Annotated in this window: 15 protein-coding genes; 4 read left to right on the top strand and 11 right to left on the bottom strand. The window is 67.0% G+C overall.

Translation table 11 applies throughout. The features are described 5' to 3' along the window. Positions 1 to 22: 22 nt before the first annotated feature. From HWX87_RS28580 to HWX87_RS28570, 3 genes are all read left to right on the top strand, one after another. Positions 23 to 433, top strand: a complete 411-nt coding sequence (locus tag HWX87_RS28580) for a group II truncated hemoglobin (protein ID WP_174993815.1) — start codon at positions 23 to 25, stop codon at positions 431 to 433. Positions 434 to 537: 104 nt separating this feature from the next. Further along, positions 538 to 1,269, top strand: coding sequence for an alanyl-tRNA editing protein (locus HWX87_RS28575; protein WP_176050396.1), 732 nt, complete (start codon positions 538 to 540; stop codon positions 1,267 to 1,269). Beyond that, the gene (locus tag HWX87_RS28570; protein WP_176050395.1) at positions 1,266 to 1,883 is read left to right on the top strand and encodes a DUF924 family protein; all 618 of its coding nucleotides are present in this window, start codon (positions 1,266 to 1,268) and stop codon (positions 1,881 to 1,883) included. Before HWX87_RS28575 ends, HWX87_RS28570 begins: the two co-directional genes overlap by 4 nt. A gap of 151 nt (positions 1,884 to 2,034) precedes the next feature. Here HWX87_RS28570 and HWX87_RS28565 read toward each other — a convergent pair whose 3' ends face one another. The 11 genes from HWX87_RS28565 to HWX87_RS28515 all read right to left on the bottom strand — a co-directional run bounded on the left by HWX87_RS28565 (position 2,035) and on the right by HWX87_RS28515 (position 11,526). Continuing rightward, positions 2,035 to 3,921, bottom strand: a complete 1,887-nt coding sequence (locus HWX87_RS28565; RefSeq protein ID WP_176050394.1) for a glycosyl transferase — start codon at positions 3,919 to 3,921, stop codon at positions 2,035 to 2,037. Positions 3,922 to 4,150: 229 nt separating this feature from the next. Next, positions 4,151 to 4,912: an SDR family oxidoreductase gene (locus tag HWX87_RS28560; RefSeq protein WP_176050393.1), complete on the bottom strand. Its 762-nt coding sequence runs from the start codon at positions 4,910 to 4,912 to the stop codon at positions 4,151 to 4,153. Between the two features lie 22 nt (positions 4,913 to 4,934). Then, the gene (locus HWX87_RS28555) at positions 4,935 to 5,516 is read right to left on the bottom strand and encodes a TIGR00730 family Rossman fold protein (RefSeq protein WP_176050392.1); all 582 of its coding nucleotides are present in this window, start codon (positions 5,514 to 5,516) and stop codon (positions 4,935 to 4,937) included. Beyond that, positions 5,513 to 6,271 (bottom strand): TetR/AcrR family transcriptional regulator, encoded by a 759-nt coding sequence (locus tag HWX87_RS28550; protein WP_176050391.1) that lies wholly within the window; start codon positions 6,269 to 6,271, stop codon positions 5,513 to 5,515. Before HWX87_RS28550 ends, HWX87_RS28555 begins: the two co-directional genes overlap by 4 nt. A gap of 206 nt (positions 6,272 to 6,477) precedes the next feature. Further along, entirely contained in the window at positions 6,478 to 7,014 is a 537-nt protein-coding gene (locus HWX87_RS28545; protein WP_085042043.1) for a diacylglycerol kinase, read from the bottom strand. Further along, positions 7,011 to 8,045 (bottom strand): glycosyltransferase family 1 protein, encoded by a 1,035-nt coding sequence (locus HWX87_RS28540; protein WP_176050390.1) that lies wholly within the window; start codon positions 8,043 to 8,045, stop codon positions 7,011 to 7,013. Before HWX87_RS28540 ends, HWX87_RS28545 begins: the two co-directional genes overlap by 4 nt. Positions 8,046 to 8,075: 30 nt before the next feature. After that, positions 8,076 to 9,014, bottom strand: coding sequence for a UDP-2,3-diacylglucosamine diphosphatase (locus HWX87_RS28535; RefSeq protein ID WP_176050389.1), 939 nt, complete (start codon positions 9,012 to 9,014; stop codon positions 8,076 to 8,078). A gap of 225 nt (positions 9,015 to 9,239) precedes the next feature. Next, on the bottom strand, positions 9,240 to 9,746 hold the full coding sequence (locus tag HWX87_RS28530; RefSeq protein ID WP_176050388.1) for an RDD family protein: 507 nt from the start codon (positions 9,744 to 9,746) through the stop codon (positions 9,240 to 9,242). Positions 9,747 to 9,752: 6 nt separating this feature from the next. Then, on the bottom strand, positions 9,753 to 10,514 hold the full coding sequence (locus HWX87_RS28525) for a DUF3106 domain-containing protein (protein ID WP_176050387.1): 762 nt from the start codon (positions 10,512 to 10,514) through the stop codon (positions 9,753 to 9,755). Positions 10,515 to 10,540: 26 nt separating this feature from the next. Continuing rightward, entirely contained in the window at positions 10,541 to 10,966 is a 426-nt protein-coding gene (locus HWX87_RS28520; protein WP_176050386.1) for a DUF3619 family protein, read from the bottom strand. Further along, a complete protein-coding gene (locus HWX87_RS28515; protein ID WP_128844254.1) occupies positions 10,963 to 11,526 on the bottom strand; it encodes an RNA polymerase sigma factor in 564 nt (187 codons plus the stop codon). The genes HWX87_RS28520 and HWX87_RS28515 overlap by 4 nt, the downstream gene beginning before the upstream one ends. Positions 11,527 to 11,881: 355 nt before the next feature. Between HWX87_RS28515 and HWX87_RS28510 the strand changes: the two genes are divergently transcribed. Then, positions 11,882 to 13,645 (top strand): acetolactate synthase 3 catalytic subunit, encoded by a 1,764-nt coding sequence (locus tag HWX87_RS28510; protein ID WP_175885963.1) that lies wholly within the window; start codon positions 11,882 to 11,884, stop codon positions 13,643 to 13,645. The last annotated feature ends 9 nt before the right edge of the window (positions 13,646 to 13,654 follow it).

The raw sequence follows: 13,654 nt of genomic DNA, 5'->3' as shown, positions 1-13,654 counted from the left end.
ATCCCGTTTTCCGACTATCCGTATGACCGATGTGAATGACGATGCGCCGTCGCAGCCGACGGCGTTCGAGCTCGTGGGCGGCGAAGCCCGCGTGCGCGAAATGGTGGACCGCTTCTACGACCTGATGGACCTCGAGCCCGAGTTCGCGGAAATTCGCGCGCTGCATCCGCAGTCGCTCGATGGCTCGCGCGACAAGCTGTTCTGGTTCCTGTGCGGCTGGCTCGGCGGTCCTGACCACTACATCAGCCGGTTCGGCCACCCGCGGCTGCGCGCACGGCACCTGCCGTTCCCGATCGCGTCGGTCGAGCGCGACCAGTGGCTGCGCTGCATGGCGTGGGCGATGGAGGATGTCGGGCTGCCCGAGCCGCTGCGCGAGCGGCTGATGCATTCGTTCTACGACACGGCCGACTGGATGCGCAACCGGCCCGGTTGATCGACCGGTACGCCGCCGCCCGCGCGCCGGACGATCTGCGTCTGGGCGCGCGCGCAGCGTGGCGCGACACTGGTCGTTTCTCCCATCGATACGAGGCTCGCCCGATGACGACACAAGCGCTGTTTCGCGAAGACGCGTACCTCACACAATGCGACGCGATTGTCCAGGCCGTCGGCGACGACGGCATCCGGCTCGACCGCACGGTGTTCTATCCGCTTGGCGGCGGCCAGGCCGGCGACTCCGGCACGCTGACGCTGCCCGACGGCAGTGCGATCACGATCGCCGATACGCGCAAGGCAAAATTCGACGGCGCGACCCCTGACGATGCCGTGCACGTGCCGGCGCCGGGGCAGGAGGCAAGCGTCGCAGCGCTCGCGCCCGGCACGCGCGTGGTCGCGCGGATCGACTGGCTGCGCCGCTACCGGCACATGCGCCTGCATACGGCCGCGCACCTGATGTGCTCGGTGCTGCCGTATGGGGTTGACGGCTGCAGCGTGACGGCCGACTACGTGCGGCTCGATTTCGCGACGTCCGATTCGATCGACCGCGACGACGTCGAGCGGCGTCTCGCAGGCCTTGTTGCCGGCGCGCATCCGGTTACGACCGAATGGATCACCGATGACGAGATGGCCGAGCGGCCCGAACTCGTGCGCACGATGAGCGTGAAGCCGCCAATGGGCCTCGGCCGCGTGCGGCTGTTGCGTATCGAAAATGTCGACCTGCAGCCGTGCGGCGGCACGCATGTGCGCAACACGTCGGAAATCGGCGAGCTGCGGGTCGCGAAACTGGAAAAGAAGAGTGCGCGTACACGGCGCCTCGTACTGGAGTTTGCATGACGATCGACACCGGCAAGGCCGGCGCAGCGGCGCTGGATCCGCAAGCGCGGGAGATTCTGGATTTCTGGTTCGGCGAGCCGGGCTCGGCCGAATTCGGGCAGGAGCGCAAGGTGTGGTTCAACGGCGGCGCGGCGTTCGACGACGTGCTGCGCACGCGCTACGGCACGTTGCTCGACGCTGCCTGCGACGGCGCCTGCGATCGCTGGGCCGACTCGCCGTCGGGTGCGCTGGCGTTGATCGTCGTGCTGGACCAGTTCTCGCGCAACATCCATCGCGGCACGCCGCGCGCGTTTGCCGCCGATCCGAAGGCGCTCGCGCTCGCGCGCCGTGTCGTCGCGGCCGGCTGGGACGTGCAGTTGCCGAGCGGGCATCACCGCGCGTTCGCGTATCTGCCGTTCGAGCACGACGAATCGGTCGAGAGCCAAAGTGAAGCCGTGCGCCTGTGCGCGGGCATTCGCGACGAGGCCGGTTGCGAGAGTTATCACCGTTTCGCGCTGCTGCACGCGGCCGTCGTCGAGCGCTTCGGCCGCTTTCCGCACCGGAACGCGATTCTCGGTCGCGCATCGACCGACGAGGAGACCGCATTTCTTCGCGAGCCCGGTTCGTCGTTCTGAAGATCCGGGGGAAGTGGTGTAAAGAGGGCGGGGGCGAGCCCGCGGATTGACGCGGGTGTCTCAAGGGCGGGTATCGCGCAAAGGGTGCGCACCGGCCGGCCGGACGCGCATGACCTTTGCCAGGGATGGCGGCGCACCGCGCCGTCGTGCGTTACTGCAGATGCTGTTCGGGCGTACGGACGTACACGCGCAGCAGTTCCTCGTTGTCGCCCGGGCGGGCGCCCGTCCAGAACAGTTTCCATTCGCTGCCGGGTGCCGGATCGACCGCGCGCACGCCCTGGACGATCATCCACGTGCAGCGCGTCGACTTTGCGTCGTCGATCGGCGTGTGCTGGATGCCCGAGAAGTAGTACAGCATCGGCGCTTCCGATTCGCCGAGCCCGTGCAGGCTCGCCATGCAGTCGCCGTCGTTCCATTCGAGCGCGAGATGCGCGTTCAGGTCGTCGAATACCGAGCGGTAGCTCTTCGCAACGTCGAGCCACGGCAGCAGCAGCGTGTAGATGAGCCCCCACGCGACGAGCGCGCCGGCGCCCCACGACAGCGCACCGCGCCACAGGCCGGTCGTGCGCAGCTTCGGCAGCAGCGTCAGCCAGCCGACCGTCAGCGCGAGCGCGCCGATCACGAGCGCGGGCTGGATCGGCATCGTCCAGTCGAGCGGCAGCCAGCGGCCGAGCAGCGCGAGATCCGCGCGCGACGCGGCCGGATCGGCCATCACGGCCCAGATTGCCCACGCGAGCGCGACCGTCGTGCCGAACAGCACGCGGCTGAAGTAATCCCACGCGAGATGCAGCCGGCGCGGCAGGCGTTCGATTGCCTGCGCGGCGACCAGCGCGAGCGGCGCGAAGAACGGCAGGATGTAGAGCTGGCGCGACGTCGCGGACACTTGCAGCACCGTGAGCCCGATGCCGGTGAACAGCACGGGCAGCGCGATGCGCGGCATGCGCCAGTCGCGCCATGCACCGCGTGCGAGGGCGACGATCGCGAGCGGCGCGACCGGGAAGCCGACGAGCAGGAACGCGCGCAGGATGAAGAACGGCTTGTCGTTTTCCGCGCCGAGTTCGGGGACGGAGAAGCCGAAGAACCGGCCGACGTTGTTATCCCAGAACCACGTCATGAACAGCGTTTCGGAGCGCAGGAACAGTGCGGTCGGCCAGATCAGCGCGAACGGCGCGAACACGAGCGCGGCGATGCCGAGCGCGCGCGCGAACGAGCGGGTGCGGCAGGCCGGGTAGAGCACCAGCGTGCAGACGAGCGTGGCCGCGAATACGAGCGGCACGAACAGCCCCTTCGTCATCAGCGCGATGCCGACGCCCGCGCCGAAGATCGGCGCGGCCCAGCGGCCCGACGGCCGCACCGGCAACCCGTGGCGCATCTGCTGCGCGCGCGCGACGTGCTGCATCACCAGTTCGAGCAGCCCGCAGAAGCCCATCGCCGTACCGGCGAACAGGGCGACGTCGGTCATCATGTCGTGCACGTGCTTGATGACGACGAGCGTGCCCGCGCTCAGCACGACCGGCCCGATCACGCGCAGGTCGAACCAGCTGTCCGCACGGCTGGCGACGCGCGCCGCGCGCGCGATGAAACCGAATGCGAGCGCGGCGAACAGCGCGCTCGCGAGCCGCGCCGCGTCGTGCAGCGGCATCACGCGCTGCAGCAGCCACGCGAGGCTGGTCGCGACCCATGCGTAAAGCGGCGGCTTCTCCATGAACGGCAGGCCGGCATTGGTCGGCACGACGAAGTCGCCGGTCTCGAGCATGTGCTGGATGATGCCGAACGTGTAGGTTTCGTCCTGTTTCCACGGATCGTGGCCGAGCACGCCCGGCAGCGCGTACGCGCAGACCAGGACGGCGACGAACAGCCAGGCCCGCCAGCCGAGCAGGACCGAGCGGTCGCGCGTGGCGCGGGTTGCGACGGTCGATGCCACGACGGGCGTGCCGACGGCATCGAGTGTCGCTGCGGTGTCGGCAGTCGAGCGGGTGTGCTGGGCCGGCGCGGGCACAGACGTGCGTCGCCGGCTGGGCGCTGCGGTTCCAGGCATGGAAAAGATCTCGGGTCGAGTCGAGCGGGTCCGCGACTTGGGCAGGACCGATAAGGGCCACATCGGGGTGGCGCAGGCCAGACGTTTACGACGCCTGTCTGATTGCCCGCTAGTAGAGCACGGAACTATTACGGATGTTTACTGAAACCGTCACGAAATTGTGGAGATTTGTGGTGTCGTGACGACAGGTCGTTTCCGGCGGCGCTTCGGGCGCGCCGCTCGGGCGGAATTACCGGCCGCCGCCGACGTCGAGCAGGGCGCCCGTCGTGTAGGACGCCGCGTCGCCAAGCAGCCAGACGACCGCTTCGGCGATCTCCTGCGCTTCGCCCGCGCGGCCGAGCGGCGTTTGCGCGCCGAGGCGGGCCGCCCGGCCCGGCTGGCCGCCGCTGGCGTGAATGTCGGTCTCGATCAGGCCGGGGCGTACCGCGTTGACGCGTACGCCGTGCGGGCCGAGTTCCTTCGCCAGGCCGATCGTCAACGAATCGACCGCGCCTTTCGACCCCGCATAGTCGACGTATTCGTTCGGCGAGCCGAGCCGCGAGGCGATCGACGACACGTTGACGATCGCGCCGCCGCGGCCGCCACGGTCGGTGGACAGCCGGCGCGCGGCTTCGCGTGCGCACAGGTAGGCGCCGAGCACGTTGGTGTCGAACATGCGCTGCAGCCGGTCGACCGGCATGTCGGCGAGCGGCATCGATGGCGCGACGATGCCGGCGTTGTTGACGAGCGCATCGAGGCGTCCGAACGCGGCCGTGACGGTGTCGAACATCGCGATGACGTCCGCCTCGTTCGCGACATCGCCCGCGACGATGCATGCGCGGCCGCCCGCGTCGCGGACAGCCTGCGCGGTGAGTTCGGCTGCCGCCGCGTCGCGCGCGTAATTGATGCCGACGTCCCAGCCGCGTTCGGCCGCGAGCACGGCGGTCGCGCGGCCGATACCACGGCTCGCGCCGGTGATGAGGACGGCCTTGCGATCGGACGGTGCGGTCATTGCGTGCGGTTTCCGGTGACGGTTACTTCGCTGCGTCGGGTGCCCACTTGTCGCGGGCGGGCGGCTGGTAGCGGCGCAGTCGCTCGAGCAGTTCGACGGGTTCGGATTCGACGCACAGCGCGTCGAAATAGGCCGGGCGCATGAAGCCTTCGTCGACCGTATGGCGCAGCAGCGCGATCAACGGATCGTAGAACGAATCGATGTTGTAGACCGCGACGGGCTTGCGGTGATAGCCGAGCTGCGCCCACGTGTAGACCTCGAAGAGCTCTTCGAGCGTGCCGGCGCCGCCGGGCATCGCGACGAACGCGTCGGAGAGGTCGGCCATCATTTTCTTGCGGTGGTGCATGTCGGGCACGACGTGCAGTTCCGACAGCCCTGTGTGGCCGACTTCCTTGTCGACGAGCAATTCGGGGATCACGCCCACCGCCCGGCCACCGGCCGCCATCACCTCGTCGGCGATCACGCCCATCAGGCCGACGCGGCCGCCGCCGTAGACGAGCGTGAGGCCCGCATCGACGAGCGCGCGGCCGAACGCGCGTGCGGCATCGGCATAGACGGGCCGCACGCCGGACGACGAGCCGCAGTACACACACACTGCCTTCATTGCTTGGCATCCTTGGCGGGGGCCTGCCCGGTGATGACGGGGCTGTCTGCCGGGCGCGGCGAGCCGTCGCGCGGCGGCAGGTAGTCGGTGAACTGGCGCTTCGGCAGCTTGCCCGAGACCAGATCGTCGAACAGCTGGCGCGAACGGCCGCGCAGGTACGGCGCCATCACGGAGATCACGTGCATGCTGACCTGGTGCAGTTCCTCGCGGATCGCGTCCTGATCGTTGTATTTGCGCGGATGCATCACGTACTGATACGACAGCCAGTACGTCGAGATCACGGCCATGTTGGTCGCGATGACTTCGATCTCGGCAGGCGTCGCGACCATTTCCGCGTCGGACACGAGCAGCTCGCACATGTCGCGCGCGAAGCGCACCTTGTGGCTGATGATCTGCTTGAAGTGCGTCTCGAGCGTGCGATTGCGCGCGAGCAGGTCGTTGAGGTCGCGATACAGGAACCGGTAAGTCCACATGAAATCGGCCATGTACTGCAGGTACGACCAGGTTTCGTCGATCGTCGGACGGTGATCTTCGGGGAAACGCAGCCGCCGTTCGATCTGCTGCTCGAACTGCGCGAAGATGCTGTTGATGATGTCGTCCTTGTTGCGGAAATGGTAGTACAGGTTGCCTGGACTGATTTCCATTTCCTCGGCGATCGTCGTGGTCGTGACGTTCGGCTCGCCGATCTCGTTGAAGAGTTTCAACGACAACTCGAGAATCCGTTCGCGGGTGCGGCGGGGAGGTTTCGCTTCCATGTCGTCCGGCCCTGTGTGTGCCGGACTGGCGGGCGCTGCAATCGATGCTGCGTGATTCGTCCGGCGCGGGTTGCTGTTCTATGTCTAGCGGACGATTATAAACCGGGGTTTCGCCACATCGGGCGCATTTCGTGTTCGCGGCCCCGCACCGCGCATGGTGCAGCGCCGCACGCGGGCGGTGCGCGGCGCGTGCGCCCGGTACCTGTCTAGAAGCCGAGCCAGTGCGCGACGACCGGGCCGAGCACGAAGCCCCACGTCGTCACGCATGCGAACAGTGCGACCGTCACGGCCGCGCTGCCGAGGTCCTTCGCGCGCTTGGAAAGTTCGTGGCGCTCGAGCGAGATGCGGTCGATCGCGGCCTCGACGCTCGAGTTCAGCAGCTCGACGATCAGCACGAGCAGCACCGAGCCGATCAGCAGCGCGCGCGACGCGGCGGGCACCGGTGCGAACGCACCGATCGGGAGCATCAATGCGGCGAGCGTGAGCTCCTGGCGAAACGCGCTTTCCTCGCGGATCGCGACGCGAAAGCCGTTCAGCGAATGCTTGAGGGCGTACCACGCGCGCGTGATGCCGCGGTGGCGCTTGTACGGGTTCGGCGGCAGCGGCGACAACTGGTCGTCGGGGCCGAGCGGCTCGTGCGCGTGCACGTCCGCTTCGGCATGCGGCTCTTCCTCGTCGAACGGGCGGTGCCGTTGCGGCGTGGAGGCAGGGGGCGGGGTCTTGTCGTTCAGGTCTCGTTTCAAACGGCGGCACCTTCGGCTGGCGAGTACGCGGTCTTCGGCAGCGGCTTCAGATGCGACGCGAACTGCTCGGACGCCGCGCGCCACGAGAAGCGTTCGGCCCATGCGCGCGCGGTCGTGCGTTCGATCTTCAGCGCTTCGAGGCAGGCTTCCTGCAGGTCCTCGTGCATCGAACCCGCGTCACCGCCGCTGAGCACGTCGATCGGTCCCGTGACGGGATACGCTGCCACCGGCGTGCCGCAGGCGAGCGCTTCGAGCAGCACGAGGCCGAACGTGTCGGTGCGACTCGGAAACACGAACACGTCGGCCGCAGCATACACCTTTGCCAGCTCGGCCTGTGACAGCACGCCGAGATAGTTCGCCTCCGGATAGCGCGACTTCAGCTCCGCGAGCGCGGGGCCTTCGCCCGCGACCCACTTCGAGCCGGGCAGGTCGAGGCGCAGGAACGCCTCGACGTTCTTTTCGATCGCGACGCGGCCCACGTACAGGAAGATCGGCCGCGCCGTGTTGAGCACCTTCGACTCCATCGGCCGGAACACCTCGAGGTCGACGCCACGGGTCCACAGCACGACGTTCGTGAAGCCGAATTTTTCGAGGTCCTGCTTGACGACCGGCGTCGGCGCCATCACCGCGAGCGACGGGCCGTGGAACCAGTGCAGGAAGCGGTAGGTCGCCGCCAGCGGGATACCGAAGCGCGCCTGCACGTATTCCGGGAAGCGCGTGTGGTACGCGGTCGTGTACGGCAGCTTGCGCGAGCGCGCGTAGCGCCGCGCGGCGAGGCCGAGCGGGCCTTCGGTCGCGATGTGCAGCGCATCGGGTGCGAACGCATCGATCCGCGCGCGCAGCTTGCGGTACGGCAGGATCGACAGGCGGATCTCGGGGTAGGTCGGGCAGGGCACCGTGCGGAATTCCAGCGGCGTCAGCAGTTCGACGCGGTGGCCGAGCGCCGTGAGCTCACGCGACGTGCTCTTCAGCGTGCGCACGACGCCGTTGACCTGCGGTTCCCACGCGTCGGTGACGATCATGATCTTCATCGCGGCTTGTGTCCTGTAAGTAGGGTTGTGTCAGGCAGTGGCCTTGGCCTTGCGCGACGAGGTCTCCGACGGTGCGGTGCGCATCACCGTCCAGTAGACGATCTTCAGTTCGCCTTCCATCGTTTCGACGAGTGCGGACAGGCTTTCGACCCAGTCGCCGTCGTTGCAGTACAGCACGCCGTCGATGTCGCGGATCTCCGCCTTGTGGATGTGGCCGCACACGACGCCGTCGCAGCCGCGGCGGCGCGCCTCGTCGGTCATCACGGTCTCGAACTGGGAGATGAAGTTGACCGCGTTCTTGACCTGGTGCTTCAGGTACTGCGACAGCGACCAGTACTGGAAGCCGAGCCGGCTGCGGATCCGGTTGAACCAGCGGTTCAGCACGAGGATCAGCGTGTACAGCGTGTCGCCGAGGTACGCGAGCCATTTCGCGTGCTGGATCACGCCGTCGAACAGGTCGCCGTGCACGATCCACAAACGTTTGCCCGCGAGCGTCGTGTGGAACGCCTCGCCGCGCACCTGGATGTCGCCGAACGCGAGGTCGCAGAACTGCCGCGCGCCTTCGTCGTGGTTGCCGGGGATGTAGATGACCTGCGTGCCCTTGCGCGCCTTGCGCAGGATCTTCTGCACGACGTCGTTGTGCGCCTGCGGCCAGTACCAGCCCTTCTTCAGCTGCCAGCCGTCGATGATGTCGCCCACGAGGTACAGGTATTCCGAATCGTTGTGGCGCAGGAAGTCGAGCAGGTACGGCGCCTGGCAGCCGCTCGAGCCGAGGTGGATGTCGGACAGCCAGATGGTGCGGTAGCGATGGGTGGACGGGTCGGGATCGTTGTGCTGCGTGGAATGCGCGGCAGGCGGTTCTTGCGACGCCAGGTCATCGGTTGCAGCCGAGCCGGACAGGAAGGCGGTGGCGGCGCGTGCGCCGATAGGGTGACGGAACAGGGAGGTCGCGGACGTTTTCTGGCCCATGCATGACTCGCGCCGGTTGACATTACCGGCATTCCGCCATGCGGGCGTGACTGTGCCGTGACAGTCACGAGACGTTCTTATTACGACCGCTGTAGGGTGTTTAGCAGTGAATCACGGAGCGTTGTGTAACCTGCCGCACGGAACGGGCGACGGTTGTCCGGCAAGGCCGTCGGGCCGGGCGACGGAAGGTCCGGCGGGCAGTATTCCTCTGGCGAATGCGGCGCGTCAGCGCGGTATCGCGACGACGCGCGTGCGCGCGATCCGGTCGTGCGGGAACTGGCGGCCGGCATGCAGCCGGGCGGCGCCGGCCCAGATGACGATCCAGGCGGCCGTGAGCGCGAGCGTGACGGGCACCGACAGGCCGAGGAGCGGATGCAGCGCGAGCGGCGGCAGGAACCACAGCCAGCCGAGCGCATAGCGCACGAGCGCGTGACTGGCGCTCAGCGGCCGGCCGCTCGACGATTCGAGGCGCAGCCGCCAGGTCTTCATCGGCAGCGTCTGGCCGCCGTGCGTCCAGAACCACACGAAGTACGCGCCGACGACGAGCGCGATCCAGGCGGCGAGCAGGTTGTGATGGACGAGGCCGTTGCGTTGTTGCGTCGCGAGGCTGAATGCGAGCCCCGCGAAGAACACGACGCCGAACAGCAGCACGCCTTCGTAAAGCAGCGCGGCGAGGCGCCGCCGTACGGACGGCGCGGCGGCCGGGATCTCGGGTGCGCGGGCGTTCGCCACGGCCGCTCAGGAGCCCTTGAACAGCGACGGTGCGTCGGCGGGCGACACCGGTGCCACCGCGGCCGGTGCGGACGCGGTGCCGGCCGTCGACGACGCCGGTACCGGCTGTGCGGCGGCGCCGGCCGAGGCGGGCGCCGGTGCGGCGGCCGCGCCGCTTGCCGGATGTTCGTGTGAATTGACGAGGCGGCGGACGTCACGGTCGGCGACGGTCGGCGGTGCGCTGACGACGCTCGGCTTGCGGCGGCGCTCGGCGGCCGCGAGACGTTCCTTCTGTTCCTCGGGGAGCTGCTGGTAGGCCTTCCATGCGCGCTCGCGCGCCTGCGCGGACAGCTCCTTCGCGCTCTGGTAGTTCTCGCGCGCAACGCGGCGCTGCTCGGGCGTCATCTTCGCCCATTCGGCCATCCGGTCCTGCAGGCGCTTCTGGTCATCGGGCGACAACTTCGCGAAACGCGATGCGATCTTCAGCCATTTCCGCTTGCGGGCGTCACTGAAGCCGTCCCATTGGTCGGCGAACGGCGCGAGGGCGGCATGCTGGGCCGGCGTGAGGCGCGCCCACGACAGCGGGCCGGTGGCGGCCGGCAGCGGCAGGGGCAGCGACGGGAGTTCGGTGGTCGGCCCGGTCGCGGCCGAAGCGGGCGCAGCAGGGCTGGTGGCCGCGACGGTGGTCGTCGCGGGGGCCGGGTGGAATCGGGAATACGTGGCGACGTAGGAAACGGCGATCGCAATCACGCATCCGAAAAATACGGCCAGGCCGCGCTTCTGACTCACCCGTGCGATCCCCTCGTTATTGTCTGTTAGTGAGCGCGCGAAAGATACGCGTTGAACCCGTGATCGAGATACGCGTTGAGCGGCAGGTCGTCGCTGAGCATCGCCGCGTCGATGTCGGCGAGTTCGGCGGTGCGCTGCATGTCTTCCCAGTAGGCGATGCCGACGAGCCCCGCGAGCAGCAGCGCCAGCGGCCACGCGCGCAGCAGGCGGCGCGTGAGCGACGCCTGCGGGCGGTTCGCGGGCGCCGTGCCGTACGCACCGGCCGCGCCGGCGAAGGCCGGCACGAACACCGGCGCGGTCGCGGCTTCGGGCTTCTTGCGCGCGAGCGCAGCCCGGCGGGCGGCGGCCAGACGGTCGGTGGTCGCGGCAGGCAGGGCGGTCGCGCGCTCGTCAAGCGCGCGGCGCACCTTCAGCGCGAATTCGTGTTCTCGGTTTTCGGGAGCGGAGCTCATAGCGTGATTCCTTTGGCCTTGAGCGCGTGTGCCAGGGTGTGAGTGGCGCGAGAGCAGTGCGTTTTCACACTGCCTTCGGAGCACCCCATTGCGGCGGCAGTCTCGGCGACATCCATATCTTCCCAATAACGCATCAGGAACGCTTCCCGTTGACGCGCCGGAAGCTTCTGGATTTCTTCGTCGATCAGGGCCAGAACCTGCTCTCTTTCGAGGCGGTGCTCGCTGCTCTCGACGCCCGCGTTGTCGTCCGCGGATTCGAGTGTTTCGAGCGGGTCGAAGTCGTCGTCGTCGGTATTGTTCAGCGACGAGAACAGCGTGACCCAGGTGTTGCGGACTTTCTGCCGACGAAACCAGTCGTGGATCGTGTTTTGCAGGATCCGCTGAAAAAGCAGCGGCAATTCTGCCGCCGGCCGGTCGCCGTACTTTTCCGCAAGCTTGATCATCGCGTCCTGCACGATGTCGAGCGACGCATCGTCGTCACGCACGGCGTACGCAGCCTGCTTGAACGCGCGCCTTTCGACGCCCGCCAGAAAGTCGGCGAGTTCCTTGTCTGATGCCATTCCGTGAAGGTATGCGCTGCGGGCCGCTGCGTGGTGTAAAAGGTCGAAAAATTTCGTAAAACCCGCGGATGCTATCAAATTTTCGTGCCGCTTGGGACCGGATTGGGCACCGTACGTTGCGCGCGAGCCGCGGTGGCGGGGCGCCGGGCGGCGTGCATGATGCGGTGCGGGATATTTTGCTTGACGACCCAATCACGACCCGCTATCGTCAACGATTCGCAACATGAAGTGATGGTCTCATTTGAGGCTGGCCCAAGAAGCCCGCCCTTCAAACTGGACGCGCCGCTTGAACCCGAGCCACAAGCCCGGCAGAGAGCACCCGATCAATTTTTTGCCGAAAATTCGAAAGGTCAAAATGAACATGCCCAGCGCGGAATTCTCCACGTCGGAACCCCTTTCCCCTCCCGATAGCGACTCCATCGGCGGCACCGTGCTGATGAAGGCACTCGCCGACGAAAACGTCGAATTCATCTGGGGCTACCCCGGCGGCTCGGTTCTCTACATCTACGACGAGCTGTACAAGCAAGACAAGATTCAGCACGTGCTGGTGCGCCACGAACAGGCGGCCGTGCACGCAGCCGATGCGTATGCGCGTTCCACCGGCAATGTCGGCGTCTGTCTCGTGACGTCGGGCCCCGGTGTCACCAACGCGGTGACCGGCATCGCAACGGCCTACATGGATTCGATCCCGATGGTCGTGATCAGCGGCCAGGTGCCGACTGCTGCGATTGGCCAGGACGCTTTCCAGGAATGCGACACCGTCGGCATCACGCGTCCGTGCGTGAAGCACAACTTCCTCGTGAAGGACGTGCGCGACCTCGCGGAAACCGTCAAGAAGGCGTTCTACATCGCCCGTACCGGCCGTCCGGGCCCGGTGCTGATCGACATCCCGAAGGACATCTCGAAGACGCCGTGCCAGTACGAGCCCGTCAAGAGCGTGTCGCTGCGTTCGTACAACCCCGTCACGAAGGGCCATTCGGGCCAGATCCGCAAGGCCGTGTCGCTGCTGTTGACGGCAAAGCGCCCGTACATCTACACGGGTGGCGGCATCATCCTCGCCGACGCGTCGCGTGAGCTGAACCAGTTCGCGGACCTGCTCGGCTACCCGGTCACGAACACGCTGATGGGCCTCGGCGGCTATCGCGCGTCGGACAAGAAATTCCTCGGCATGCTCGGCATGCACGGCACCTACGAAGCGAACATGGCGATGCAGCACTGCGACGTGCTGATCGCGATCGGTGCCCGCTTCGACGACCGCGTGATCGGCGACCCGGCGCACTTCGCGTCGCGTCCGCGCAAGATCATCCACATCGACATCGACCCGTCGTCGATCTCGAAGCGCGTGAAGGTCGACATCCCGATCGTCGGCGACGTGAAGGAAGTGCTGAAGGAGCTCATCGAGCAACTGCAGACGGCCGAGCATGGCCCCGACACCGAGGCGCTCGCGCAATGGTGGAAGGACATCGAGGGCTGGCGCGCGAAGGACTGCCTGAAGTTCGACCGCGAGAGCGAGATCATCAAGCCGCAGTATGTGGTGGAGAAGGCGTGGGAGCTGACGGACGGCAATGCGTTCGTGTGCTCGGACGTCGGCCAGCACCAGATGTGGGCCGCGCAGTTCTACCGATTCAACAAGCCGCGTCGCTGGATCAACTCCGGCGGCCTCGGCACGATGGGCTTCGGCCTGCCGGCAGCGATGGGCGTCAAGATGGCGCACCCGGACGACGACGTGCTGTGCATCACGGGCGAAGGCTCGATCCAGATGTGCATCCAGGAACTGTCGACCTGCCTGCAGTACGACACGCCCGTGAAGATCATTTCGCTGAACAACCGCTATCTCGGCATGGTTCGCCAGTGGCAGCAGATCGAATACAGCAAGCGCTATTCGCATTCGTACATGGATGCGCTGCCCGATTTCGTGAAGCTCGCCGAAGCGTACGGCCATGTCGGCATGCGGATCGAAAAGACCTCGGATGTGGAGCCGGCGCTGAAGGAAGCGCTGCGCCTGAAGGACCGCACCGTGTTTCTCGACTTCCAGACCGATCCGACCGAAAACGTCTGGCCGATGGTCCAGGCCGGCAAGGGCATCACCGAGATGCTGCTCGGATCGGAAGATCTGTAACGGCGCGAC

Origin of the sequence: Burkholderia sp. BCC1644, from assembly GCF_902833225.1 — a bacterium.
Lineage (GTDB): Bacteria > Pseudomonadota > Gammaproteobacteria > Burkholderiales > Burkholderiaceae > Burkholderia.
Note: the sequence above shows the minus strand (reverse complement) of the source record. Positions and strands in the feature narration are given on the sequence as shown.